The sequence below is a fragment of the Pseudomonas chlororaphis subsp. piscium genome (assembly GCF_003850345.1).
GTDB classification, from domain to species: Bacteria; Pseudomonadota; Gammaproteobacteria; order Pseudomonadales; family Pseudomonadaceae; genus Aquipseudomonas; species Aquipseudomonas piscium.
The window spans coordinates 1,129,501-1,153,023 of the sequence record NZ_CP027707.1 but is presented as its reverse complement, the minus strand read 5'-3'; the positions used below and the strand labels follow the sequence as shown (position 1 = coordinate 1,153,023).

Annotated in this window: 22 protein-coding genes; 12 read left to right on the top strand and 10 right to left on the bottom strand. The window is 64.7% G+C overall.

Going from position 1 to position 23,523, the window contains the following annotated elements; translation table 11 throughout:
• The first annotated feature begins 1 nt into the window (after position 1).
• From C4K38_RS05195 to C4K38_RS05170, 6 genes are all read left to right on the top strand, one after another.
• Positions 2-379 (top strand): hypothetical protein, encoded by a 378-nt coding sequence (locus tag C4K38_RS05195; protein ID WP_053277530.1) that lies wholly within the window; start codon positions 2-4, stop codon positions 377-379.
• A gap of 92 nt (positions 380-471) precedes the next feature.
• Positions 472-867 carry a hypothetical protein gene (locus C4K38_RS05190; protein WP_053278319.1) on the top strand — a complete coding sequence of 132 codons (396 nt, stop codon included), beginning with the start codon at positions 472-474 and terminating at the stop codon, positions 865-867.
• Positions 868-970: 103 nt separating this feature from the next.
• Complete coding sequence (locus C4K38_RS05185; protein WP_053277529.1) at positions 971-1,435, top strand: hypothetical protein; 465 nt, start codon at positions 971-973, stop codon at positions 1,433-1,435.
• A gap of 35 nt (positions 1,436-1,470) precedes the next feature.
• Positions 1,471-2,295, top strand: coding sequence for an SDR family oxidoreductase (locus C4K38_RS05180; protein ID WP_053277528.1), 825 nt, complete (start codon positions 1,471-1,473; stop codon positions 2,293-2,295).
• A gap of 239 nt (positions 2,296-2,534) precedes the next feature.
• Complete coding sequence (locus tag C4K38_RS05175) at positions 2,535-3,530, top strand: SEL1-like repeat protein (protein WP_231998569.1); 996 nt, start codon at positions 2,535-2,537, stop codon at positions 3,528-3,530.
• 356 nt (positions 3,531-3,886) lie between these two features.
• Positions 3,887-4,912, top strand: coding sequence for an SEL1-like repeat protein (locus C4K38_RS05170; protein WP_231998570.1), 1,026 nt, complete (start codon positions 3,887-3,889; stop codon positions 4,910-4,912).
• 108 nt (positions 4,913-5,020) lie between these two features.
• Here the strand turns inward: C4K38_RS05170 and C4K38_RS05165 are convergent, their stop codons facing one another.
• From C4K38_RS05165 to C4K38_RS05150, 4 genes are read right to left on the bottom strand one after another with little or no spacing between them, the layout of a single operon-like run.
• Entirely contained in the window at positions 5,021-5,887 is an 867-nt protein-coding gene (locus C4K38_RS05165) for an efflux RND transporter periplasmic adaptor subunit (RefSeq protein WP_009047068.1), read from the bottom strand.
• Positions 5,888-5,897: 10 nt separating this feature from the next.
• On the bottom strand, positions 5,898-6,098 hold the full coding sequence (locus tag C4K38_RS05160; RefSeq protein ID WP_007930063.1) for a DUF1656 domain-containing protein: 201 nt from the start codon (positions 6,096-6,098) through the stop codon (positions 5,898-5,900).
• On the bottom strand, positions 6,088-8,295 hold the full coding sequence (locus tag C4K38_RS05155) for an FUSC family protein (protein WP_053277525.1): 2,208 nt from the start codon (positions 8,293-8,295) through the stop codon (positions 6,088-6,090). Before C4K38_RS05155 ends, C4K38_RS05160 begins: the two co-directional genes overlap by 11 nt.
• A 37-nt stretch (positions 8,296-8,332) precedes the next feature.
• Complete coding sequence (locus C4K38_RS05150) at positions 8,333-9,844, bottom strand: efflux transporter outer membrane subunit (protein ID WP_053277524.1); 1,512 nt, start codon at positions 9,842-9,844, stop codon at positions 8,333-8,335.
• 263 nt (positions 9,845-10,107) lie between these two features.
• On the opposite strand from C4K38_RS05150, the gene C4K38_RS05145 reads away from it, so the two are divergent.
• A complete protein-coding gene (locus C4K38_RS05145) occupies positions 10,108-11,076 on the top strand; it encodes a LysR family transcriptional regulator (protein WP_053277523.1) in 969 nt (322 codons plus the stop codon).
• Positions 11,077-11,321: 245 nt separating this feature from the next.
• Positions 11,322-12,296, top strand: a complete 975-nt coding sequence (locus tag C4K38_RS05140) for a 2-hydroxyacid dehydrogenase (RefSeq protein WP_053277522.1) — start codon at positions 11,322-11,324, stop codon at positions 12,294-12,296.
• A gap of 303 nt (positions 12,297-12,599) precedes the next feature.
• On the opposite strand, the gene C4K38_RS05135 is transcribed toward C4K38_RS05140, so the two are convergent.
• Positions 12,600-13,499, bottom strand: coding sequence for a DMT family transporter (locus C4K38_RS05135; protein WP_053277521.1), 900 nt, complete (start codon positions 13,497-13,499; stop codon positions 12,600-12,602).
• Positions 13,500-13,773: 274 nt separating this feature from the next.
• Here C4K38_RS05135 and C4K38_RS05130 point away from each other — a divergent pair, with 274 nt between their 5' ends.
• On the top strand, positions 13,774-14,649 hold the full coding sequence (locus C4K38_RS05130) for a helix-turn-helix domain-containing protein (protein WP_053277520.1): 876 nt from the start codon (positions 13,774-13,776) through the stop codon (positions 14,647-14,649).
• Between the two features lie 131 nt (positions 14,650-14,780).
• Here C4K38_RS05130 and dacB read toward each other — a convergent pair whose 3' ends face one another.
• The 4 genes from dacB to C4K38_RS05110 form a co-directional block, all read right to left on the bottom strand.
• Complete coding sequence (gene dacB, locus C4K38_RS05125; protein ID WP_053277519.1) at positions 14,781-16,229, bottom strand: D-alanyl-D-alanine carboxypeptidase/D-alanyl-D-alanine endopeptidase; 1,449 nt, start codon at positions 16,227-16,229, stop codon at positions 14,781-14,783.
• A 142-nt stretch (positions 16,230-16,371) separates the two neighbouring features.
• Positions 16,372-16,695, bottom strand: a complete 324-nt coding sequence (locus tag C4K38_RS05120) for a DUF3325 domain-containing protein (RefSeq protein WP_053277518.1) — start codon at positions 16,693-16,695, stop codon at positions 16,372-16,374.
• A complete protein-coding gene (locus C4K38_RS05115; protein ID WP_053277517.1) occupies positions 16,696-18,264 on the bottom strand; it encodes a PepSY-associated TM helix domain-containing protein in 1,569 nt (522 codons plus the stop codon).
• Positions 18,261-18,566, bottom strand: coding sequence for a DUF3649 domain-containing protein (locus C4K38_RS05110; protein ID WP_053277516.1), 306 nt, complete (start codon positions 18,564-18,566; stop codon positions 18,261-18,263). The genes C4K38_RS05115 and C4K38_RS05110 overlap by 4 nt, the downstream gene beginning before the upstream one ends.
• 221 nt (positions 18,567-18,787) lie before the next feature.
• Between C4K38_RS05110 and C4K38_RS05105 the strand changes: the two genes are divergently transcribed.
• The 3 genes from C4K38_RS05105 (at position 18,788) to fecA (ending at position 22,830) form a co-directional block, all read left to right on the top strand.
• Complete coding sequence (locus C4K38_RS05105; protein WP_053277515.1) at positions 18,788-19,276, top strand: sigma-70 family RNA polymerase sigma factor; 489 nt, start codon at positions 18,788-18,790, stop codon at positions 19,274-19,276.
• Positions 19,273-20,238, top strand: a complete 966-nt coding sequence (locus C4K38_RS05100; RefSeq protein ID WP_053277514.1) for a FecR domain-containing protein — start codon at positions 19,273-19,275, stop codon at positions 20,236-20,238. The genes C4K38_RS05105 and C4K38_RS05100 overlap by 4 nt, the downstream gene beginning before the upstream one ends.
• Before the next feature lie 231 nt (positions 20,239-20,469).
• A complete protein-coding gene (gene fecA, locus C4K38_RS05095; protein ID WP_053278318.1) occupies positions 20,470-22,830 on the top strand; it encodes a TonB-dependent Fe(3+) dicitrate receptor FecA in 2,361 nt (786 codons plus the stop codon).
• A 222-nt stretch (positions 22,831-23,052) separates the two neighbouring features.
• On the opposite strand, the gene C4K38_RS05090 is transcribed toward fecA, so the two are convergent.
• Positions 23,053-23,460 carry an HPF/RaiA family ribosome-associated protein gene (locus tag C4K38_RS05090; RefSeq protein ID WP_009047054.1) on the bottom strand — a complete coding sequence of 136 codons (408 nt, stop codon included), beginning with the start codon at positions 23,458-23,460 and terminating at the stop codon, positions 23,053-23,055.
• Positions 23,461-23,523: the final 63 nt, after the last annotated feature.

Here is a 23,523-nt window from a genome sequence, read left to right as displayed (position 1 = left end):
GATGCACACGCTCCCTCCGCTAATCGCCCTTATTTTGACTGGCGGCCTGCTTCTACTTGCCCTCATCAGTCTCCTCTTCAGCTACTACATGAGTCGGCGCTACCTCGGCGAGATGCTGGGTGCGCTAAAGGGGAGTAACTATTTCGCAGGCTGGGCAACCTACCTGCCTCATCAGGGATGGCATCCTCGCTATCTGATGTTCGCGAAACTCAGAGGCATGATGTTCTGGCCTGGGCCGGGAATACGCAGGGGGATAATTTCCCCAGACGATGTGCGCAACTTCCCACCGCAGTACAAGCGCCTTTTAAAAACACAGAACGTGCTCGATGGCGTGATTATCGTGTGGGGCGCGTTTGTGTACCTGCTGATAAAGCTTTAGTCACTCATCTGCAACCACTGACCAGTGCACCTTCCCAACTATCCATGGAAAGCTTTTATGCATGCACAAGATCTTTGCGAACAGACATCGCCATGATAGGGCAACAATTCTGGCATTCCTGGCTCGCCTTCATCCTTTTGTTATGTCCATTGCTGCTGGCCGTGATAAACCTCTCCTTCAGCTACTACCTAAGCCGGCGATACCTGAAAGAGATGCTGGAAGCCCTGCGGAGAAGCCAGCACTTTTATCGCTGGACCGACAGCCTTCCTCACGAGGGATGGTTCACGCATTTTCTAATGTTGGCCGCCGTTCGAGGATCGATGCTTTGGCCTGGCCCTGCGGTTCGCAGAGGTTTTCTTTCCTCGGAAGACATAGACAATTTCCCTCCCCATCTCCAGCGCCTGCTGACCATCAGAAACTGGATGGATGTCGTGCTTCTGGTCTGGGGTTCGATCATGTATGCGCTGTTGAAACTGACTAAGCACTGAGGTATGGCACGGGTACGGAGGCAGCCGCAGCCCACCACAACCATGGCCATTACCACCTACGCTTAGGTAGGATGGCTGCACTATTTCCCCCGAGGCTCACCTCATGTTCATCGGCGTTCTGCTGGTTATCACCTGGCTGATCCTGCTGGTCCGCTACCCCGCCAAGGCCTTGCCGGTGTCCATGGCCGCCGCTTTCGGCCTGGGCCTGGTGGCGGTGTGGGTGGTCTGGCTGGACAACCGCGAAGCCCAGCAACTGGCGCGCCTGGAATTGCGTATCAGCTACGCCCCCGAGCATTGCCCGGCGGATCGTCCCCTGCTGCTGAAGATGAACAACGGCAACGATGTGCCGCTGACCGAACTGCGCTGGCGCATCGCCGCTTACGCGCCGGGCGACACCGTGAACCTGGCCGACAACCAGTACAGCGCCCCACGTTATCGCGGCCCCGGCGAGTTGCAGGCCGGCGCCAATTGGGAAGACTGCCTGCCCCTGCCGCCGCTGCGCCCCGGCTATCGCCCGCAAACCCTGGAGTTTCGCGCCGAGCGCTTGCAGGGTAGTTTCTCCGACTGACTCCCCCTTCCCTCTTTTTGCACAAGGACCGCGCCATGCCCGTTGCGCTGATCACCGGTTGTTCCAGCGGCATCGGCCGCGCCCTGGCGGATGCTTTCAAGGCCGCCGGCTTCACCGTCCTGCCCACCGCCCGCCGGGCCGAAGACGTGGCCATGCTGCAAGCCGCGGGTTTCGACGCGGTGCGACTGGACGTCAACGACGGCCCGGCGCTCATCGCCCTGGGCGAGCGCATCAACCAGCAACACGGCGGCCTCGACCTGCTGATCAACAATGCCGGCTACGGTGCCATGGGCCCGCTGCTGGATGGCGGTGTCGACGCCATGCAGCGGCAGTTCGAAACCAATGTGTTCGCCCTGGTCGGCGTGACCCGGGCGCTGTTCCCGGTGCTGCGCCGCAGCCGCGGGCTGGTGGTGAATATCGGCAGCGTGTCGGGCGTGCTGGTCACGCCTTTTGCCGGTGCCTACTGCGCCTCCAAGGCGGCGGTGCATGCCCTGAGCGATGCGCTGCGCATGGAGCTGGCGCCGTTCGGCATCCGGGTGATGGAGGTCCAGCCAGGGGCCATCGCCTCGAGCTTCGCCAAGAATGCCGGGCATCAAGCCGAGCAATTGCTCACCGAACAATCGCCCTGGTGGCCGCTGCGCGAAGGCATCCGCGCACGGGCCAGGGCCTCCCAGGACCACCCGACGCCCGCCAGCGAATTTGCCGCCAGGCTGCTCAAGGCGGTGCAGCAGGACAAGCCCGCGCGTCTGGTTCGGATTGGTAATGGCAGCCGCGCGTTGCCCTTGATGGCCAGCCTGTTGCCCAGAGGCTTGCTGGAGAAGGTGCTGATGAAGCGTTTTGGCCTGGGCGCAAAGCTGTAACAGCCGATCACTGGCAGCGGAATGTCGCCGGCTGCTCCCACAGCTTCTAGAAAACGTATTTTAGTAGCCGGCATCACAGCCCCTGCGGTTCAGGTTGTACCCACCCCCAATCCCAGTAGAATGCGCGCACTCGAGGCCTCCAGGGCCTCGATCAGGCCGCATGGATCGCTGGCGAACCGCTGAAACTCCCCCCCTCTTCCATGCTCGCCGCCACTCAATCGTCGATCAGGGAATATCCATTGAAACCTCAACACCTGCTGCCGCTGGCCTTGGCCACTGTATTGATCGGCTGCGCGCCGTCGCCAGACGAGGAGCTGAACGCCACCCTGCCCCAGCTCAGCCTCAAGGAGCTGTTGCCGCAAGCCGTCGCCAACGAGTACTGCAACCCCAAGCTGGACAGCGATCTGCTGTATGGCATCGGCTACCAGCTGTACAACGACGACAAACCCGAGCAAGCCCGCAGTTGCCTGATCATGGCCGCGCCCACCCACGACCGGGCCCTGTGCTACCTGGCGAGCATCGCGGAACAGGACAGCAGCAAGGACAGCGCCGAGCGCGACCGCCAAGCCTTCGGCTACATGGCCTATTCCGCAGTGAAAAATGACTCCTGCGCCGAGTTCGGCATGTTCCAGAACTTCACCTACGGCATGCGTGGGCAGACCCCGGACAGCGACCTGGGCCTGCGCTGGCTGGAACGCTCCGCGCGTCACGGCGATGCGGATGCGCAACAGACCCTGGTACGCCTGCACAGTAACAAGGGCAATCTGCCGCTGGCCTACAGCTGGGCCAAGGTCCTCGATGACCAGGCACAGATCGACGCCTTGAAACAGCGGATGAACCCACAACAACTCAGCGAAGGCGAACAAGGCTTCGAACAACTGGGCAAGATCGTCACCAGCAAGGACACCGTGCGCAAGGAAGCCCGCGAGGAGAACATCGCGGTGTACTCGGCGAACATCCATATGGAATACCCCGAGACCTTCAAGGGCCTGTCCGTGACCGAGCGTCATGCGCTCATGGAGCAGGCCGTGGCCACGGTGAGCGCCCGTCCCGAGTTCAGCACCCGTGGCCAGCTTTACGCCTATGTGATCATCGCGCGGCAGGCCCAGTTGAAGCAGGCCGGCGTCGATGTTCTGCAGAACCCGCGGATTGTCGAGCTGCTCAGCGATACCGAGCTGGAAGTGAGTGAGGCGGTAAAGAAGGCCGACGCGATCCTCGGCCAGGCTGCCCTGTAACAGCACCTTCGCTGGCAAACGGAACTCCACCCGGCCGCGCCTACGGGGGCTTTATGCATGGCCGCTGTCTTGTAGGCGCCGGCTTGCCGGCGAAGGGGCCCGCGAATTCGCCGCAAGCCCTGGAGTCGCCTTCGCCACCCGGCTGTTCCTACAGCGCTGCTGCCCTCCGCGATTGAGGTTGTGCCTCCCCGCAATCCCAGTAGAATGCGCGCCTCTTGAGCGCTTGCGCTCAACACAGCATGGAATCGCTGGCGTCGACACTGAAGCACGGAACTGCTCAAGCTCCCCCCTCTCCCGTCCTGCCCCTGCTGCATTCCATGCGCCTCTTCATTCAATCGCAGATCAGGGAATATCCATTGAAATTGTTCAACGTGCTGCCACTGGCATTGGCTGTCTTGCTGGCGGCTTGCGCCACTCCGGCCCCCGAAAAAACCGAGCCGAAAGTCCCCGAACTGAATGACACCCTGCCCAAGCTGACGCTGGAAAGTGTCTTGCCCAAGGTCAGTGCCAACGAATACTGCAACCCGGCCATGGACGCCGATGTGCTGTACGGCGCCGGTTACAAACTCTACGAGGCCGAGGACTACACGAACGCCAAGAGCTGCTTCGCCATGGCCGCGCCGAACTACACCCGGGCGTTCTGCTACCTGTCCACCAGCACCGATCAGGAAACGGACAGACCCAAGGCTGAGCGCGACCGCGAGTCCTTCAACTACATCGCCTACTCGGCGGCGCAGAACGATTGGTGTGCCGAGTACGGCATGTACGCCACCTACTGGTTCGGCGACAAGGACATCCCTCAAGACAAGCATCTGGCCGTCCGCTGGCTGGAGCGCTCGGCCCTGCATGGCAACCCGGAACCGCAGCAGAGCCTGGCCGACGCCGCCGAAGAGTCTGGCGACCTGGTGAAGGCCTATGCCTGGCTGAAGGTCATCGATAACACCGAAGACACCAGCCAGCTGGATGCCTTGAAAGGCAAGATGAGCCCGGAGCAACTGGCCGAAGGCGAACAACGCTTCAGCGAGCTGAAGGCGCGCGTGACCAGCAAGCAGGTGATGTACGACGAGGCGCGGGCTGAGGAGGTCGCCATTTTCTCGGCCGAGATCCATTTCGATATCCCCGACCTGTTCAAGGGCATGACGACGGCCGAGCGCCAGGCCTTTGTCAAAGCGGCCATCGCCAAGGCCCGGGACAGCGGCAAGTTCAAGCTGCATTACGCGGTGACCCAATACATCATCGTCTCGCGGCTGGCCCAGCAGCGTTACCCCGGTGTCGACGTGCTGCAGAACCCGAAGCTGGTGGTCGCCATCAACCACGTTGACGACGGCTTGGAAGCTACGGCGAAGAAGTCCCTGGCGATCATGCAGAAAAGCTACAAGTAACCCTGGTTCTCCGGCGCGGCAGCACCTGGTCGCCCGCCGGCTCCCGCAAGATATCGCGGGAGCCGGCTCGCCAGAGATGCCGCCCAGGCACGCCCGGCAGCAGCCCGATCACTGTGCCTCCCCGCCCTCCTTCACCACCACTGTGCAGGTAATCCCCGCCGCCAGCAGCACGCCCTCCGGCACTTCATCGATATGGATGCGCACCGGCACGCGCTGGGCCAGGCGTACCCAGTTGAAGGTCGGGTTGACGTCGGCGACCAGTTCGCGGCTTTCCGGGTTGTCACGATCGTAGATGCCGCGGGAAATGCTCTCCACATGGCCCTTGAGCACCTCGCCGCTCATCAGTTGCATATCGGCCTTATCGCCGACGCGCACATGGGGCAGCTTGGTCTCCTCGAAGAAGCCGTAGACCCAGAACGAATGCATGTCGACCACCGCCATCTTCGGCTCGCCGATGCGCGCGTAATCGCCGCGGTGCACGTTGAGGTTGGTCACATAGCCATCCACCGCGGCGCGTACCTGGGTGCGCTTGAGGTTGAGTTCAGCGGCCTCCAGTTGGGCCTGGGCCTGCTGGTAGTCGGCCAGGGCCGAGTCAGCGATGTTGCTGGCGTCGTCGCGGTTTTCCTTGGAGATCACCAGGTTGTCCAGGTCGGCGCGGCGGTGGGCGTTGACCTTGCGCATCTCCCAAGTGGCCTTTCTCGAAGCCACCAGCGACTGCGCCTGCTTGACCGCGATCTGGTAGTGCTCGGGGTCGATCTGCATCAGCAGGTCGCCCTTTTTCACCAACTGGTTGTCGCGCACCGGCACGTCCACCACTTCCCCGGTGACGTCGGCGGCGACGTTGATGATGTCGGCGCGCACCCGACCGTCGCGGGTCCACGGCGTGTTCATGTAATGCACCCACAGGGTGCGGCCGATCCACAGGGCCAGGGCCAGCACCAGCAGGGTCGCGAGCAGGCTGAAAAACTTTTTCATCGTGGGACTCTCAACGGTAAACAGTGAGCGCCATGGCGCCGAACAGACAGCAGAACAGGCTCAGGCGCAGCAGCGCCGGGTGCCAGAAAAAACGGTACAGGTCATAACCCGAGATGAAGCGGTCCAGGGCCCAGGCCAGGGCCGCGGCGATGAAGAACATCAGGGTCATGGTCGGCATGTACACGCCGTGGAAGGCGATTTCACGAGGCATGTTCAAGTCCTTGGATCGGGGCCTGTACGGCTGGCGGCGCGGCATAGGCGGCCAGCGGCGATTGCGGGTCGAGCAATGAGCTGCGGATGAAGTGTAGGTAGCTCTTCACCCGGCGCAAGACCGAGGTATCGAAGTGCGGGGCGAAGGGTTCGTCGCTGGCCTGGACCCGGCTGATCGCGTGATCGACCGCGACCAGCGCGCGCTCCAGGTTGCTCTGGCTCGGTTGCAGGAACAGCCGCACCAGGGAGCGGCCCATCACCCGGATCGCCTGGCGCCACGGCTGGGATTCGGCGTAGGCCGGGTGCACCGGCAGGATCGCCTGCTCCTTGCGCAGCTCGATGATGGCGTGCCCCACCTCCAGCACTACGAACATCCAGCGCAGCAGTTCGCGCTGCACCTGCGGCTGCCCCGCCGCCAGGCCATAGGCCTGGTGCAGCAGATCGCGGGTGCTGCTTTCGAAGCTCGACGCCAGGCCCTTGAGCTTGCCGCTGATGGCGTACACCACCTGGCCGCGCAGGTCCTGCTCCAGGCGGCGCCACAACCAGCGGCTGTTGGGCGGCAGGATGATCGCCCCGGCGGCGGCGCAGACCAGCATGCCCATGACCATGGCGATGTAGTCGTTGATGAAGGCGTAGGGGTTGTAGAGGGTCAGGTTGTCCGGCACCGAACCGGTGCTGAAGAAGATCAGCAGGCCCAGGCCCACGCCGGCGTACTGCGGGCGTGAAGCAAGGAACGAACCCAGCACTATCACCGGCGCCAGCATTACGCACAGCAGCGCAAAACCGTCGATCCAGGGGAACACGAAGAACATCTCGACGAAGCCGACCACGGCCCCGATCAAGGTGCCGCAGGCCATCTGGAAGGCCATGCGTTTCGGGTTCGGCGTCGCCGCCGAGAGACCGACGGTGGCCGCCGCGATCAGGGTCATGGTGGCGCCGCTGGGCCAGGCGGTGGCGACCCAGTAACTGCCGAGCACGATCAGGATGAACGAGGCGCGGATCCCCGAGGCGGCCGAGGCCAGCCAGTTGGTCTGCGGGGTGAAGGGCTCGTCCCAGCGCTCGCGTTCATGGCTGTGTTCGGCCAGGGACGCATGGGTCTGGGCATAGCTGTGCAGCTCGTCGACGAAGCGATAAAGCAGCTCATAGGCGGTGTGGAAATCCAGCTGCTCGGCATCGCTCGGCTCGTGCTCCTGGAACAGCGCGCGCATGCTGCGCACCCGCGCCGGCAGCTCGGCCTTGTAGCTCGCCAGCTGTTCGGCCAGGCGCGCGGCATCGGGGCTGGTCAGGGCGCGGCCGGAGAAACCGTCCAGCAGTTCGGCGAGGTCCTGCAACCCGGGTTTGGTCGCCGCCAGCACATACTCGGCGGCGCTGCTGCGCAGGCGTTCGAGCAACTGGTGCAGGGCGTTGAAGCGGGTGGTGATGCCCATGAACTCGCTGTTCAAACGACTCAGGCGGCCGTTGCGCCGGCGCATGTGCGGGTCCTCGAACACCGTGACGCTGCGCAGGCCTTCCAGGCCCACCGCTTCGGCGATGAAGCGCACGTTGCCGCTCTCGAACGCATCGCGCTGGCTGCGGCCGCGCAAACCGTCGGTGACGAACAGGGCGAACACCCCGAAGCGCTGGTACAGGGCGTTGCGCATCGCCGCGCTGGCGGTCTGCGGCAGGATCGCGGCGCTGACCAGGGTGGAGCAGAGAATCCCCAGGGAGATCTCCAGCACCCGCCACACCGCCGCCATAAAGGCGCCATCCGGATGGGCCAGGGCTGGCAAGCCGACCATTGCTGCGGTGTAGCCGGCAAGCACGAAGCCGTAGGCGCGGAAGTTGCGATAACGGGCGGCGCCGGCCGAGCAGATGCCGACCCAGATCGCCAGCGAACCGAGGAACAGTTCGGTGTTCTGGGCGAACAGGGCGATCAGCGCCACCATCACCGCCGACCCGGCCAGGGTGCCGAGAAAGCGGTAGAAGCTCTTGGCGAACACCTGGCCGCTCTGCGGCTGCATGACGATGAACACGGTGATCATCGCCGTGCGCGGTTGCGGCAGCTCCAGACGCATGGCCAGCCACAGGGTGAGGAACGCGGCGGCCAGGACCTTGAAGATATAGACCCAGGTCACGCCGTCGCTGCGCGCCCAGTCGAAGAAGCCCCGGCGCCATTCAAGGGAGTACAGCCAGCGCAAGGGTGCAGGCAAGGGAGTCATGGGGTCTTACTCAATGATCAGCACTTGGGGGTCGGTTCTAGTGGTCAAGCAGGGTCAGCGCCGCCGGAGTCTTGCTCGGTTGGGTCTGGCTGTCCTCGGGCACGTCCCGCCCTGCCTCCAGGCCACCGCCCAGGGCCGTCACCAGTTCGGCATGGGCGCTCAGGCGCGCGGCCTGGACCTGCTGCTGGATCTGCTGCTGGCGGAACAGCATGCCCTGGGCATTGAGCACATTGAGGTAGTCGGTGAGGCCGCGCTGGAAGGCGACCATGGCGATGTCGTAGGTCTTCTGCGCCGACGCCACCGACTCGGCGGCGAACGCGGCCTGCTTGTCCATGGACTCGCGGCGGATCAACTGGTCGGAGATGTTCTTCAGGGCGTTGACCAGGGTCTGGTTGTAGTGGGCCACGGCAATGTCATAACCGGCCGCGGCCTCGCCCAGTTCGGCGCGCAGGCGGCCGCCGTCGAAGATCGGCAGGCTGATGGCCGGGCCGACGTTGTAGTTGAGCTTCTTGCCAGTGAGGAACTCCAGCGCCCCGCCGCCGGTGGCCATGTAGCCGAGGCTGCCCACCAGGTCGACATTGGGGTAGAAACCGGCGTGGGTGACATCGATGCCACGCGCCTGGGCCGCCACCTGCCAGCGGCTGGCGACCACGTCCGGGCGCTGGCCGAGCAGTTCGGCGGGCAGCGCCGACGGCAGTTTCAGCGGCGCGGCCAGGGACAGGCTCGGCCGTTGCAACTGCGCGCCCGCCCCCGGTCCCTTGCCGGCCAGGGCGGCGATCTGGTTGCGGCCCAGGGCGATTTCTTCGTCCAGGGCGTCCAGCTGGCGATGGGTTTCCGGCAGCGGGGTCTGCGCCTGGCTGACTTCGAAGTGGGTTCCGATACCGCCGGCCAGGCGTTTTTGCGCCAGTTCGAGAATCTGTTCCTGCTGCTTCAGGGTGGCCAGGACGATGTCGCGCTGGGCGTATTGCAGCGACAGCTGGATATAGGCGCGCACGACATTGTTCTGCAGCTCCAGCTGGGCCAGGCGCGCTTCGGCGGCGCTCATGTGCGCCAGGTCCACGGCACGCTCGCTGGCATTGCTTTCCCGACCCCAGAGATCGAGGGCGTAGCTGAAGCCGAGCGCGGCGTTGTTGTCCCAGGTGGTGCTGTTGGCCAGCTCGCCCGGGCCGTAGAACTGGTCGGTGGGCCAGTTGTGGCGCTTGAGGGTGGCGTCGCCCTTGATCTGCAGCGACTCGGCCGACTCGGCGATCCCGGCCATGGCACGCGCCTGGCGCACCCGGGCGGCGGCCATGGCCATGCTCGGGCTGCCCTGCACGGCCAGGTTCACCCACTGGTTCAACTGCGCATCGCCATAGGCCTGCCACCACTGGGCGGCGGGCCAGCGGGCGTCGCGCGCGGCGCTCTGGATCGCTTCGTCGGTGGCCAGTGTATTGGCCGGTAGTGCCTTGCCTTGTGGGGCAATGCCCCCGGTTCCGATGCAGCCGCTGATTGCTAACGATAAAGCCCAAACACTGAGAGTCTTCAGCTCTCTGCTGATGCGACGCGGCACTGCTGCGAATTCCTGAAATAGGGAGGGAGGCGATTCTGTGCGGGAGCCGGTCGCTCGCGAGGCGGCGTCTCTGAAACACCGCGTTGCGGGATCGCCAGCGCGGCGGGCCCTACAGATCGGCGCAATTCTAGGCGGCGGGCTTTACGGCGATAAGCTGGGATTCCTGTGAATCTTTATTACCGTTAACGCGATAATCCCTTGGTGGAATAGCCAACAATCTGTTACTTCGTGTCACAATTTGCCATCTTCCGAGAGAGCACCTCATGGACACTTTGCAAAACATGCGCGCCTTCAGCTGTGTCGCCGAAGCCGGCAGCTTCACCGCCGCCGCTGTCCAGCTCGACACCACCACGGCCAACGTCTCGCGCGCGGTCTCCAACCTGGAGGCCCATCTGCAAACCCGCCTGCTCAACCGCACCACCCGCCGCATCGCCCTCACCGAGGCCGGCAAGCGTTACCTGCTGCGCTGCGAGCAGATCCTGGCCTACGTCGAAGAAGCCGAGGCCGAGGCCAGCGACGCTCACGCGCGCCCGTCCGGGCAGTTGAAAGTGCACACCATGACCGGCATCGGCCAGCACTATGTGATCGACGCCATCGCCCGGTACCGCAAGTCGCACCCGGACGTGACCTTCGACCTGACCCTGGCCAACCGCGTGCCGGACCTGCTGGACGAGGGCTACGACGTGTCCATCGTGCTGGCCAGCGAACTGCCGGACTCGGGTTTCGTCTCCCAGCGCCTGGGCATCACCTACAGCATCGTCTGCGCCTCGCCGGCCTATGTGAAAGCCAATGGCTGCCCGAGCAGCCCCAGCGACCTGTCGAACCATGCCTGCCTGCGCCTGGTGAGCCCGGTGATCGCCCTGGACAAATGGCTGTTCGACGGCCCCGAGGGCCAGGAAGGGGTCACCCTCAATGGCTCGCCGTTCCTGGTGAACTCCGCCGACGCGCTGAAAACCGCGATCACCAGCGGCATGGGCCTGGGCGTGCTGCCGGTGTACGCGGCCATCGAAGGCCTGCGCAACGGCACCCTGGTGCGGGTCATGCCCAAGTACCGCTCCCAAGAGCTGAACCTGTACGCCATCTACCCATCGCGCCAGTACCTGGACGCCAAGATCAAGACCTGGGTCGAGTACCTGCGCAATACCCTGCCGGAAATTCTCGCCGCCCATCAGGCGGAGCTGGTGGCCTATGAACTGAGCGGTGGCCTCAGCGGTGTGCGCCTGACCAGTTGAGCCAAGCCCTTCGGGGCTTTGTCATGCTTCCCCCATCCCTGTAGCCGCTACCGCAGGCTGCGATAAGGCCAAAGGCCTTCGGCGATTTCAAGAGCACGTCTCCTGCGGAGCCGATCGCAGCCTTCGGCAGCGGCTACATACCCAGAACCTTCTTGCCCTCACAACCCTGCGGCAGCCGCTACAAAAAGCCCGTGGGGAATGTTAGCTTGCTTGGCATTCTCCCCCGCCTGACGAGCTTTCCCGCGATGAAAAAGACCGTACTTGCCTTCAGCCGCATCACCCCGGACATGATCGAGCGCCTGCGCCAGGACTTCGAGGTGATAGTGCCCAACCCCAAGCTGGGCGATATCGGTGCGCAATTCAACGAAGCCCTGCCCCACGCCCACGGCCTGATCGGCGTCGGTCGCAAGCTGGGCCGCGCGCAGCTGGAAAACGCCAGCCAGCTGGAAGTGGTCTCCAGTGTCTCGGTGGGCTACGACAACTATGACCTGGCCTACTTCAACGAACGCGGGATCATGCTCACCAACACCCCGGACGTGCTCACCGAAAGCACCGCCGACCTGGCCTTCGCCCTGCTGATGAGCAGTGCCCGGCGCGTCGCCGAACTGGACGCCTGGACCAAGGCCGGGCAATGGCAGGCCAGCGTCGGCGCGCCGCTGTTCGGTTGCGATGTGCATGGCAAGACCCTGGGTATCGTCGGCATGGGCAATATCGGCGCGGCCATCGCCCGACGCGGTCGCCTGGGCTTCAACATGCCGGTGATCTACAGCGGCAACAGCCGCAAGCCCGCGCTGGAGCAGGAGCTGGGCGCGCAGTTGCGCAGCCTCGAGCAGTTGCTGGTCGAAGCGGATTTCGTCTGCCTGGTGGTGCCGCTCAGCGAAAAGACCAAGCACCTGATCAGCCACCGCGAACTGGCGCTGATGAAGCCAGGCGCAATCCTGGTGAACATCTCCCGCGGTCCGGTGGTGGATGAGCCGGCGCTGATCGAAGCCCTGCAGAACGGCACGATTCGCGGCGCCGGCCTGGACGTCTACGAGAAGGAGCCGCTGGCCGAGTCGCCGCTGTTCCAGCTGAAAAACGCCGTGACCCTGCCGCATATCGGCTCGGCCACCCATGAAACCCGCGACGCCATGGCCAACCGCGCCCTGGCCAACCTGCGCAGCGCCCTGCTCGGCGAACGCCCGCAGGACCTGGTCAACCCGCAGGTGTGGAAAGGCTGAAACCCGCACGGTCCTCTGTAGGAGCGAAGCTTGCTCGCGATAGCGGTGCCTCAGGTACACCGCGTCGTGCCTATCGCGGGCAAGCCTCGCTCCTACAAAAGCCCCGCCCACCTACACACCCGCACACCCTGTAGCCGCTGCCGAGCCTGCGAGGCTGCGATCGGCGGCGCAGCCGTCGCAAAACCAGGCGACCTGATCTGGTAGGTCAATTGTGGGCAATTACCTGGCGAGGGCTACGTCGGAATGCCGCCCACCTCATTCGCAGCCTCGCAGGCTCGGCAGCGGCTACAGGGGCGAGTCGGATCAGGCGAGCCGAGGCCCGGGGGCGGCCAGCGGCTTCGGCTTGCGGAACACCAGCACGTTGCCCAGCATCACCAGGACCAGCCCGGCCAGCGCCGGGGCGGTCCACTGGTAACCCTCGGCGAAGGCCGAGATGTTCAGCGCCACCACCGGGAACAGCACCGTGCAGTAGGCCGCCCGCTCCGGGCCCATGCGGCCGACCAGGGTCAGGTAGGCGGTGAAGCCGATCACCGAACCCGGGATCACCAGATACAGCAAGGAGCCGATGTAGCGCGCGTTCCACTCCATATCGAAAGGGATGCCCTCGACCAGGCAATAAGCCGCCAGCATCGCCGCGCCATAGGCCATGCCCCAGGCATTGGTAGTCAGCGGCTTGAGGCCGGCCTTCTGTTGCAGGCTGGACAGCATGTTGCCCGCCGAGAAACACAGCGTGCCTAACAGCGCCAGCCCCAGGCCGAGCAAGGTTTGCGGGCTGGCGCTATGGCCCGCCAGCTCCGGCCAGAACAGCAGGCCCAGCCCTAACAGCCCCAAGCCCCCACCCAGCAATACATTGCGGGCGATCTTCTGGGCGAAGAACACCCGGGCATTCAGGGCGTTCCACAGGGTCGCAGTGGAAAACACCACCGCCACCAGGCCGCTGGGAATCCACTGGCTGGCATGCAGGAAACACATGAAGTTGATACAGAACAGGCACAGCCCCTGGGCCAGGCAGATCAGGTGCCCGCGGCGGTTCATCACCTGCAGCTTGCGGCTGAGCAGCAGCATGACGAACAGCACCAGGGCCGCCAGGGCAAAGCGATAGACGATGGACACCGGAATCGCCACCACCCCCAGCTGCCACTTGAGGGCGATCCAGGTGGTGCCCCAGATCAGGACGGTGAGCAGATAAAGCGAGAGGTTCATGGCGCGGGACTCCTGTGCAGGGCAACCCAGTCTCAGGCCATTGCGTGCCCGGGCGCTTGCATAAACTTGCGCTTTTATCGGTTGCCGGGCTGGCAGCGCGCGGCCTACAGAGTAGGATGCAGAGCATCGTGTAGCCGCTGCCGCAGGCTGCGATAGGCCGGGGTCGCGCTCGACCCGCAGGACCTTCTTGCGATCTCAAAAGCGCGTCTCCGGCGGAGCCGATCGCAGCCTGCGGCAGCGGCTACAACGTGCCACCCTTTATCGAATCAAAACCATGTCTACCCTGGAAACCCTGCAAGTCTTTCAAGCCCTGAACCGCTCGCCCAATGCTCGCCTGGAGCACAGCGCCGAGCTCGGTGACGGCTTGGCCGCGGCCTTGTGGAGCAACCATCACGACGCCCAGGACTACGAAGCGCCGAGCCATCACACCCTGTCGTGCTACATCGCCGGCGGCACCGGGACCTTTCGCCGCGGCCAGCCGGGGACCAAGGGCGGCCCGGACAAGCTGTGCATCTTGCCCGCCGAGCACCGTTCGGCGTGGGTGATCAACGGCGAGATCCGCCTGGCCCACCTGTATTTCAGCCCGGAGCAATTTGCCTTGGGCTGCGTGACCCTGCTGGACCGCGAACCCCGCGAGCTGCAATTGCAGGAAAACACCTTCCTCGACGATCCGCAGCAGGCCAAGCGCTTTCGGCAACTGATCCAGCTGAACTGGGACGAACCCGGCGAACGCCTGCTGACCAGCAGCCTGGCCCACGAAATGCTCAGCCACGCCCTGCTGACCCAGGTCGGCCAGCGCCAGGGCCTGCGCCTCAAGGGCGGGCTGGCGGCGCATCAGCGTCGGCAACTGGTGGAATACATCGACAGCCAGCTGGCCGAGCCGATCAGCCTCGGGCAACTGGCCGCGCGCTGCGCCTTGTCGGAATACCACTTCGCACGGATGTTCCGCGCCAGCTTCGGCCTGCCGCCCCATCAATACCTGCTGGCGCGGCGCCTGAAGCATGCCCGCGACCTGCTGCGCGGCACCCGCCTGCCCCTGGGCGAGATCGCCCTGGCCTGCGGCTTCGCCAGCGCCAGCCACTTCACCAACCGTTTTCGCCAGGCCCTGGGCGGCACGCCCGGGGAATATCGCCAGGCGTTTCTTGGCTGAGTACAACCGCCAGTTACACCGCATCGCCTTCATCGCGGGCAAGCCTCGCTCCTACAAAAGCAGCGTTCGTCTTCTGTAGGAGCGAGGCTTGCCCGCGATGGCGATATGTCAGGCAAACCCGATCCCCAGTCTTATTGCAACAGCACCTGCGTCACCCGGTCTTCCAGGGCCTTGATGCGCGCCCCATCGACCCGGTAGTTGTTCGACAGCATCACCAGCACCAGCCGGCGGCCATCGGCCGCGCGCAGATACCCGGACAGCGACGACACACCCTGCATCGAGCCAGTCTTGGCATGCAGGTTATCCACAGCCCCTGTGCCTTGCAGGCGATAACGCAGGGTGCCACCGGTCATGCGCTGGGCATCGCCAGCCACCGGCAACGCCGCGTACCAGGTGGCGAACCAGGGCTGCTTGCGCGCCACCAGCAACAGCTCGCTGAGGCTCTGGCTGGAAATCTGGTTGCGCCGCGACAGCCCCGAACCGTCCACCTGCACCAGCCCTTGCGGGCTCAGGCCCTGGCGCCGCAGGAAGGCCTCGATGGCCGCCACCCCGGCAGCGGCGGTGCCGGCATTGGCGGTCTTGCGGCCCATGGCCTTGAGCAGCACTTCCGACATGTTGTTGTTCGACAGCTTGAGCAGCGGTGTGATCAAGCCCGCCAGCGGCATCGACGAGTGGCTGGCCAGTACCCGGGCAGAGGATGCCGTGGGTTGGCCGATGCGCACCTGGCCCTGCACCGTCACACCCTGTTCGGCCAGGGCCTGCTGGAACACGTCCGCCACCAAGCGGGTCGGCTCCCACACGCTGACCCAATTGCGCCGCGCCTGCCCCGGCGGCAAGGCGCCGCTGACCAACAGCAGGTTGCTGCCATGCTCACGACCGACCTGCAGGCTGTCCGTCGCTCCGACCCGGCCCTGATTGCGCAGGCTCATCAGCCGGTTTTCCGGGCTGACGCGAACCGCCAGCGGCGCTCCCGGCATCGCCGGCGCCGTGACCGACACCAGCACGCTGCCGGCGTCGAAGTCGTCGTTGGGGGAAATATTGAGGGCGGAAATCTGCGCCGCGTAATACAGGCTTTCATCGTCGCTGGCCCAGTCGACGCCGAGCCGCTGGTTGTCGAAGGCGGTGTCGTCGAGCACCAGGTCGCCCGCGACCTGACGAATGCCGGTGCGCGCCACCGCCGCCGCCAACTCCCGATAAGCCTTGGCCTGCATGCTCGGATCGCCCGAACCGCGCAGGTAGAGATTGCCCTGCAGGCGCTCGCCCTGCTGGGCACCGTCGCCCAGCACCTCGGTGGCGAAACGGTAGTCGGGGCCGAGGACGTCCAGCGCGGCGGCGGTGGTCAGCAGCTTGAGGCTCGAAGCCGGGATCAGGCGACTGTCGGGGTTGTGCTGATACAAGGCCGCACCGCTCTCGGCATCGCGCACCGTCAGCGATACCGTGGCGCCCTGGAGCGCCGGGTCGGCCAGGACCTGATCCAGGTTGGCGGCGTAACGGGCGCCGGGATGGCTGGCGCAAGCCGCCAGCGACAAGGCCAGGAACAACCCCAGCCCGCGAGTGTAAAAACGATGTGCTGAACCCATGAAAACCGTATTTCCTTGATGACCTCGAACTCGCGCCAACAGCCTTGCAGCGGCTGCGACGGGCGCCCAGATAACGATTGGCGAGGGGGTTGTGTCAACGAACAATCGAAGCCGGCCCCTCAGGCCGGGCGTTGCGGAGCGCTTATTGCGCCAACGCGGCCAGCGGGCTGACCAGCAGTCCCAGCCCGGCCGCCAACAACGCCAGGCGCGGTTGATACGGCAGCAACAGCACCAGCGACAAGGCGCTGAGCATCAAGGCCGCGCACCACTGCACCAAGCCCAGGCCCCAGCCGGCCGCAGCGATCGCCGCCCACAGCGAACCGGCCAGCAGCAGCCAGCCGCCAATGCGCAGGCCACCGCGGCGACGGGCCGTGGGTTTGTAACCCAGGAGGTCGGCATGATGACGGTCCATCGACAGGCACAACCCGGCAAAACCGGGGTAACACAGCAACAGCGCCAGGAGCATTCAGTTCACCTCGGTTTCAAGGGCGGCCCGTCGCGTGCGGGTGGCAGGCTGGACGACAGGACGCGACATCTTCCAGGCCCCCCAGGCCAGGAACAGCCCCGCCGCCAGGCAGGTCAGGTCGAACCCGGCCCGGACCCAGTCGCCGTGCACCAGGAAACCATCCAGCACATCCGGCATCGTCAGCGCATCGAGCAGCGGCACGCTGGCCAGCAGCAACGCCGCCAGGCCCAACTGCTCGACCCAGGCCTTGCGCCCGCGACGCAGCGCGGCGTGCAGCAGGCTCAGACCCCAGACGATAAAGAAGCTGTTCACTTCCCAGTCCGCCCGCTCGGCAAGGCTCACCGGCAACAGGCGGTTGGCCCAGAAGAAGGCGGCGACGGCCAGCACCAGGCCGGACATGCTGGCGATGTTCAGCACTTCCACCAGGCGCAGTTCGAAGGGTGTCACTCCACTCTTGGCATGCTTGAGCTGGCGCTTGCCCAGCCAGATCACCAGCCCGGTGCCGATCATCGCGGTGGCGGCCAGGCCGCAGATAAAGTACAGCCAGCGCAGCAACGGCCCGGCGAAGAGGCCCATGTGCAGCCCGTAAAAACTGCCGTTGATGGCCAGGGCCGTCGATTGCGGCGGCGACACCTGCAACAGCTTGCCGCTGACCCCGTCGAACGTGACCACGTTGCCAAAGTCGCGGACCACCTGGTCGCCACCATGGCGCATGACATTCACCGAGGCATTGGCGTCCCCCGGATTGTTCACCGTGATCCGCCCCACGCGACCGCCCGGCCACTGTTCGCGGACCTGCTCCAACAGCGGTTCAAGTTGCACCAGGTGCGCCGGCTTGCCAGCGGCCGGGGCGGTTTTGCTGGCGGGAAACACCTCGTTGAAATACGCCCGGGTGTCGTCGCCGTAGGTGGCCAGGATGCTCGCCGGCATGACCATCGACATGAAGATCACCAGGCTGCTGTAGGTGATCATCAGGTGGAACGGCAGCACCAGCACGCCCACCGCGTTGTGCCCGTCGAGCCAGGAGCGCTGGCCCTTGCGGGGGCGGAAGGTGAAGAAGTCCTTGAAGATTTTCTTGTGGGTGATGATGCCGCTGATCAAGGCGACGAACATCAGCATGGCTGCCGCGGTGGACAGCCAGCGCCCCCACGGATGAGGCATCTGCAACTGGAAATGGAAACGGTAGAAGAACTCGCCGCCGCGGGTATCGCGGACCTGCAGCTCGGCGCCGGTGGCCGGGTCCAGCAGTTTCTGGGTGAAGGCACCGCGCTCGCCGGGCTTGCCCGGGAACTGCCACATCACCGACAGCCCCGGCTCACGGGCATCGGGCAGGTTGATGAACCAGCGCGAGGCGCCCTGGGCGTGCTGCTGCAGATAACTCTGGGCGAGGATCAGGCTGGTCTCGTTGCTGACCGAGCGCGACGGCACTTCGGGCTGCATCCAGTGGCTGATTTCGTCCTTGAAGTAGGCCAGGGTACCGGTCAGGAAAATCGCCAGCAGCAGCCAACCGAATACCAACCCGGCCCAGGTGTGCAGCCAGGCCATGGACTGGCGAAATCCCTCCTTCATGAGAGATTCATCCAGTGCGCCAACGCAGAAATCGCCGCCAACACCAGCGCCGGCAGCAACAAACCGAGCCAGGCCTGCCAGGCCGTGCGGCAGGCAAAGCACCAGAGCACCGCCACCAGGTAGAACAGGAAGGAGGTCATCATGCCGCCGACCACTGCATCGGCGCGGGAGACAGGGAGCAGCAGGGTCATGCAGACGCTGGACAACGCCGCCAGCAGGTAACCGCCGAACACCGCGGCCAACACCCGCGACGTCACGGCCAGACGATAGGAAAAGGGGATCGCGGCAACTTTGCTTTTCATGTTTCGACCTTGAAACCAGGACCGCCCGGCGCAGGGTATTCCCCCCACCCGGACTCAAGTCGGCGCAATATTAATGATAAATATTCTCATGTGCAAAAAATCACCGACCAAGCGCGGGATCTTCCGCCGGTCCGGGTTGATTGCCGAATGCCATGCCAGGCCACTACAATGCGAACAATTCTTGTTCTCTTAAGCATCTTCATGCTGTCGGAGCATTCGGCTTGGCCCACTCCTCTACCGTCGAAGTCCTCTATCACGCCCATCACAGCTGGCTGAACGGCTGGTTGCGGCGTCGGCTCGGCTGCCCCGACAGCGCCGCGGACCTGGCCCAGGACACTTTCATGCGGGTGCTCAGCGCCCGGGAAACACCCTCGATCGTCGAGCCACGGGCCTTCCTCACCACCATCGCCAAGCGGGTGCTGTGCAACCATTACCGGCGCCAGGACCTGGAACGGGCCTACCTCGAGACTCTGGCGCAGATGCCGGAACTGTTGGTGCCGTCCGAGGAGGACAAGGCGATCATCCTGCAGACCCTGCTGGAGCTGGACCAATTGCTCGACGGCTTACCGCGCCTGGTGAAACGCGCGTTCCTGCTGGCCCAGGTCGATGGCCTGAAACACGGCGAGATCGCCCGCGAACTGGGGATCTCCATCGCCACGGTCAAGCGCCACCTGCACAAGGCAGCCCTGCGCTGCTACTTCGCCCTGTGAACACGGCCCTCCCCCGCCCGCCGGACATCGGCCCCCAGGTCGCCGAACAGGCCGTGCACTGGCTGATCGAAATGCAGGCGGGGCCACTCAGCCCACGCCAGCAACTGGCCTGGCAGCAGTGGCACGACGCCCATAGCGAACATCAACGGGCCTGGGAACATATCCAGCGGGTCAACTCGCGGCTGCGCGGCCTGTCTTCGCCCCTGGCCCATGCCGCGCTCAACGGGTCTAAGTCCTCCAGCCGGCGCCAGGCGCTGAAACTGCTGCTGATCCTCGGCGCCGGTTCCGCCGCGGCCTGGGGCTTGCGCGAACACAATCCGCTGACCCCGCTGATGGCCGACTACCGCAGCCCGGTGGGCCAGCGGCGCACGCTGCAACTGAGCGATGGCAGCCAGCTGCAGCTCAATACCGACAGCGCGGTGGATGTGAGTTTCGACGGCCAGCAACGACTGATCCGGCTATTGGCCGGGGAGATTCTGCTGACCACCGCGGCCGACAGCCGGCCGCTGCTGATTCAGAGCGCCCAGGGCGTTTTACGCCCGCAAGGCGCACGGCTGAACCTGCGCCAGTTCAGCCAGCGCACCCAGCTGGCGGTGTTCGAGGGCAACATCAGCCTCAGCCCGTCGGATTATTCGGGAGCGCCGTTGCGGGTAAGCAAGGGACAACAATTGAGCTTCACCCGCAGCGTCTGGGAAAACCCGCGGCCGCTGGACGCCGGCAGCGGCGCCTGGAGCGAGGGCATGCTGGTGGCCGCCCACATGCGCCTGGCGGACTTCCTCGACGAGTTGGGCCGCTACCGTCGCGGCCAGCTCAACTGCGATCCACGGGTCGCCGACCTGCTGATCTCCGGCAGTTATCCACTGGACGACAGTGAGCGGATTCTCGATCTGCTGGAAATCAGCCTGCCAGTGAAGGTCAGGCGCTTCACCCGTTATTGGGTGACGGTCGAAGCCCGTGCCTGACTGGGTAGCCGCTGCCGTAGGCTGCGATCGGCCCCGAAGGGGACGTGCTCTTAAGGCCCTCGAAGGCCCTTCGGGCCTTATCGCAGCCTTCGGCAGCGGCTACAGGTCGACGCCGATTTAATGTTTTTCCCCGACGCCAGATTTTTTTCATTTTGTGTGAGCCGTTTTCCAGCACTCGCGTGACAGAGAAGGAAAGCCCCCTTGACTGCAACCTTCTCAGGATCGATGTCCATGCCCCAGCAACCCACCCGCCTTACGCCCCTTGCCCGTACCTTGCGCCAGTTGCTGCTGGGCGCCAGCCTGAGCTTGGCCGCCCTGCCGCTGGCCATGGCCGCCGACGGCCCGGCGCGCGACTATCACATCGCGGCGTCGTCGCTGGAAAACGCCCTGAACCAGTTCGGCCGTGAAGCCGGGGTGCTGATTTCCTTTGGCTCCCAGGTCGCCAGCGGCGTACAGAGCCAGGGCCTGGAAGGCAGCTACACCACCGAAGAAGGTCTGAATGCCTTGCTCAAAGGCACCGGCCTGCAAGCCCGCGCCGAAGGCGGCAATGCCTTCAGCCTGCAACCGGTGAGTGCCGAGGGCGCACCGGCCGCCCTGGAGCTGGGTGCGTCCAGCGTGGTCGGTGACTGGCTGGGCGATGCGGCGCAGACCAACGTCTTCGAACACCCGGGTGCCCGTGACGTGATCCGCCGCGAAGAGTTCGAACGCCAGGGCGCGACCCAGGCCCGCGATGTGCTCAACCGCATTCCCGGGGTCAACGCCCCGGAAAACAACGGCACCGGCAGCCACGACATGGCGCTGAACTTCGGCATTCGCGGGCTCAACCCGCGCCTGGCCTCGCGCTCCACGGTGCTGATGGACGGCATTCCGGTACCCTTCGCGCCCTATGGCCAGCCGCAGCTGTCCTTCGCCCCGATCAGCATGGGCAACATGGACGCCGTGGACGTGGTGCGTGGCGGTGGCGCCGTGCGCTACGGGCCGCAGAACGTCGGCGGCATCGTCAACTTCGTGACCCGCGCCATCCCCGACGCGCCAACGGTCAAGGGTGGCTTCCAGACCGAGACCAGCCCATCCTCCAGCCACGATGGCTTCAAGACCACCGGCAACCTGCTGGCCGGCGGCACCGCCGACAACGGCCTGGGCGGCGCCCTGCTGTACTCCGGCACCCGTGGCGGCGACTGGCGCGAACACAGTGACACACAGATCGACGACCTGATCCTCAAGGGCCACTACCAGCTCGACGACGCCAACAGTTTCAACGCCATGGCCCAGTACTACGAGGGCGAGGCTGACATGCCCGGCGGCCTCAACGTTGCCGACTACAAGGCCGACCCGTATCAGTCGACCCGCCCGTACGACAAGTTCTGGGGCCGTCGCACGCTGATCAACTTCGGTTATCGCTACCAGGAAGACCGCCGCGAATTCACCGTCAACAGCTTCTTCACCAAAACCCTGCGCAGCGGCTACCTGGACCAGGGCAGCTTCCTGTCGCTGTCGCCACGCGAATACTGGGTGCGCGGCATCGAAACCCGCTTCGCCCAGGGCTTCGACCTCGGGCCGACCAGCCATGAGCTGGGCATCGGCTACCGCTACATCAACGAAGCCGGTCACGAGTTGCGCTACCGCACGCCGATCAGCGCCAACCAGCAACTGCCGAACACCAGCAGCCGCAACGACCGCGATACCCGCGGCGGCACCGAGGCCAATGCGTTCTTCGTCGACGACCGCATCGACATCGGCAAGTGGACCCTCACCCCGGGCATCCGCTACGAGATGATCGAGTCCCAGCAGACCAACAACCTGACCAACGTCAAATACAAGGGCGACTACAACACCGCACTGCCGGCGCTGAATGTGATGTACCACCTGACCGACAGCTGGAACCTCTACGCCAACACCGAGGGTTCGTTCGGCAGCGTGCAGTACAGCCAGATGCCCAACCGCGTGAGCAGCGGCGAAGTGAAACCGGAGAAGGCCCGCACCTGGGAAGTGGGGACCCGCTATGACGACGGCAGCCTGCGGGCGGAGATCGGCGCGTTCCTGATCAACTTCGACAACCAGTACGACAGCAACCAGACCAACGACTCGGTGATCGCCCGTGGCGAAACCCGCCACCAGGGCATCGAGACCAGCGTCAATTACGCGCTGGACGGCCTGAGCCCGGCGCTGGCCGGTTTCGATCTGTACGCCACCTACGCCTACGTCGACGCCACCATTCGTGAGGACGGGCCGAACAAGGGCAACCGCGTGCCGTTCTCATCCAAGCACAAGGGCACCCTCGGCATCGGTTATACCGAGGGCCCGTGGAAGCTGAACTTCGACAGCAGCTACCAGAGCAGCCAGTTCGCCGACAACGCCAACACCTCCGCCGAAAGCGCCGACGGCAGCACCGGACGGATTCCCGGCTACATGCTGTTCAGCAGCCGCGCCGCCTACGACTTCGGCCCGCAACTGTCGGACCTCAACGTAGCGGTCGGGGTGAAGAACATCTTCAACCACCAGTACTTCACCCGCTCGTTCGACGACAACAACAAAGGCAAGTACGTGGGCGAACCACGGACCTTGTACGTACAGACCTCCGTGGCGTTCTGAGCCAACGCGCTCCTACAGAACAGCACGTCCCCTTGCTTCTGTAGGAGCGGCCGGTCGACGCTCGATTGCTCGTGATGGCGCCCGGCCTGACACACCGCGGCGTCTGCATCGCGAGCAAGTCGGATCGCCGCCCGCTCGCTCCTACAGAAACGCGGCACAAAAAAGGGCCTGCATTTGCAGGCCCTTTTTGTTGGGTGGTTCTTCAGTTGGGTACTTGCGCCGTCAGCTATTGAGCGCGGCCTGTTCGTTTTCCAGGAATTCCTCTTCAAGCAAGGCGTCGGCCTGGCCTGCGCGGGCGCTTGGCGCTGCCGCGGCGCGCTTGTTGCGCAACCGGCCGAACAGGTGTTCCAGGGAATTCTCCAGCTTGGTGGCCGCTCCTTCGATGGCCAGTTCCAGGGATTCGGCTTTGTGGGTCACGGAAATCGGTTGATGGCCTTTTGGCCGCGCCTCCAGTTGGCAGCGCAAATCGTGGGGACCGGGCTTGTCGCCGTTCTCGTCCCGCAGATGAACCTCGACTCGGGTCAGGTCCTCCTCGTAGCGTTCGAGCGTGCTCTCAATGGTAGTACGTACCCACTCCTCCAGTCGGATGCTGCTTTGAATATGGTTATCGCTATTGACCTGGATTTGCATAGTTCTTCCCTTATTTCAGCTAGCTCGCGAGAGGAACCGCGTGCCCCTGAGGGCGTACTTTTT

Coding starts and splice junctions, on each gene's coding strand:
- C4K38_RS05135 (WP_053277521.1), bottom strand. CDS start 13,499: ATGAACCTCTCGCTTTATCTGCTCACCGTCCTGATCTGGGGCACCACC.
- C4K38_RS05160 (WP_007930063.1), bottom strand. CDS start 6,098: ATGCCTCGTGAAATCGCCTTCCACGGCGTGTACATGCCGACCATGACC.
- C4K38_RS05115 (WP_053277517.1), bottom strand. CDS start 18,264: ATGAAGGAGGGATTTCGCCAGTCCATGGCCTGGCTGCACACCTGGGCC.
- C4K38_RS05190 (WP_053278319.1), top strand. CDS start 472: ATGATAGGGCAACAATTCTGGCATTCCTGGCTCGCCTTCATCCTTTTG.
- C4K38_RS05180 (WP_053277528.1), top strand. CDS start 1,471: ATGCCCGTTGCGCTGATCACCGGTTGTTCCAGCGGCATCGGCCGCGCC.
- C4K38_RS05145 (WP_053277523.1), top strand. CDS start 10,108: ATGGACACTTTGCAAAACATGCGCGCCTTCAGCTGTGTCGCCGAAGCC.
- C4K38_RS05195 (WP_053277530.1), top strand. CDS start 2: ATGCACACGCTCCCTCCGCTAATCGCCCTTATTTTGACTGGCGGCCTG.
- C4K38_RS05090 (WP_009047054.1), bottom strand. CDS start 23,460: ATGCAAATCCAGGTCAATAGCGATAACCATATTCAAAGCAGCATCCGA.
- C4K38_RS05120 (WP_053277518.1), bottom strand. CDS start 16,695: ATGCTCCTGGCGCTGTTGCTGTGTTACCCCGGTTTTGCCGGGTTGTGC.
- C4K38_RS05130 (WP_053277520.1), top strand. CDS start 13,774: ATGTCTACCCTGGAAACCCTGCAAGTCTTTCAAGCCCTGAACCGCTCG.
- C4K38_RS05140 (WP_053277522.1), top strand. CDS start 11,322: ATGAAAAAGACCGTACTTGCCTTCAGCCGCATCACCCCGGACATGATC.
- C4K38_RS05165 (WP_009047068.1), bottom strand. CDS start 5,887: ATGAAAAAGTTTTTCAGCCTGCTCGCGACCCTGCTGGTGCTGGCCCTG.
- dacB (WP_053277519.1), bottom strand. CDS start 16,229: ATGGGTTCAGCACATCGTTTTTACACTCGCGGGCTGGGGTTGTTCCTG.
- C4K38_RS05185 (WP_053277529.1), top strand. CDS start 971: ATGTTCATCGGCGTTCTGCTGGTTATCACCTGGCTGATCCTGCTGGTC.
- fecA (WP_053278318.1), top strand. CDS start 20,470: ATGCCCCAGCAACCCACCCGCCTTACGCCCCTTGCCCGTACCTTGCGC.
- C4K38_RS05155 (WP_053277525.1), bottom strand. CDS start 8,295: ATGACTCCCTTGCCTGCACCCTTGCGCTGGCTGTACTCCCTTGAATGG.
- C4K38_RS05110 (WP_053277516.1), bottom strand. CDS start 18,566: ATGAAAAGCAAAGTTGCCGCGATCCCCTTTTCCTATCGTCTGGCCGTG.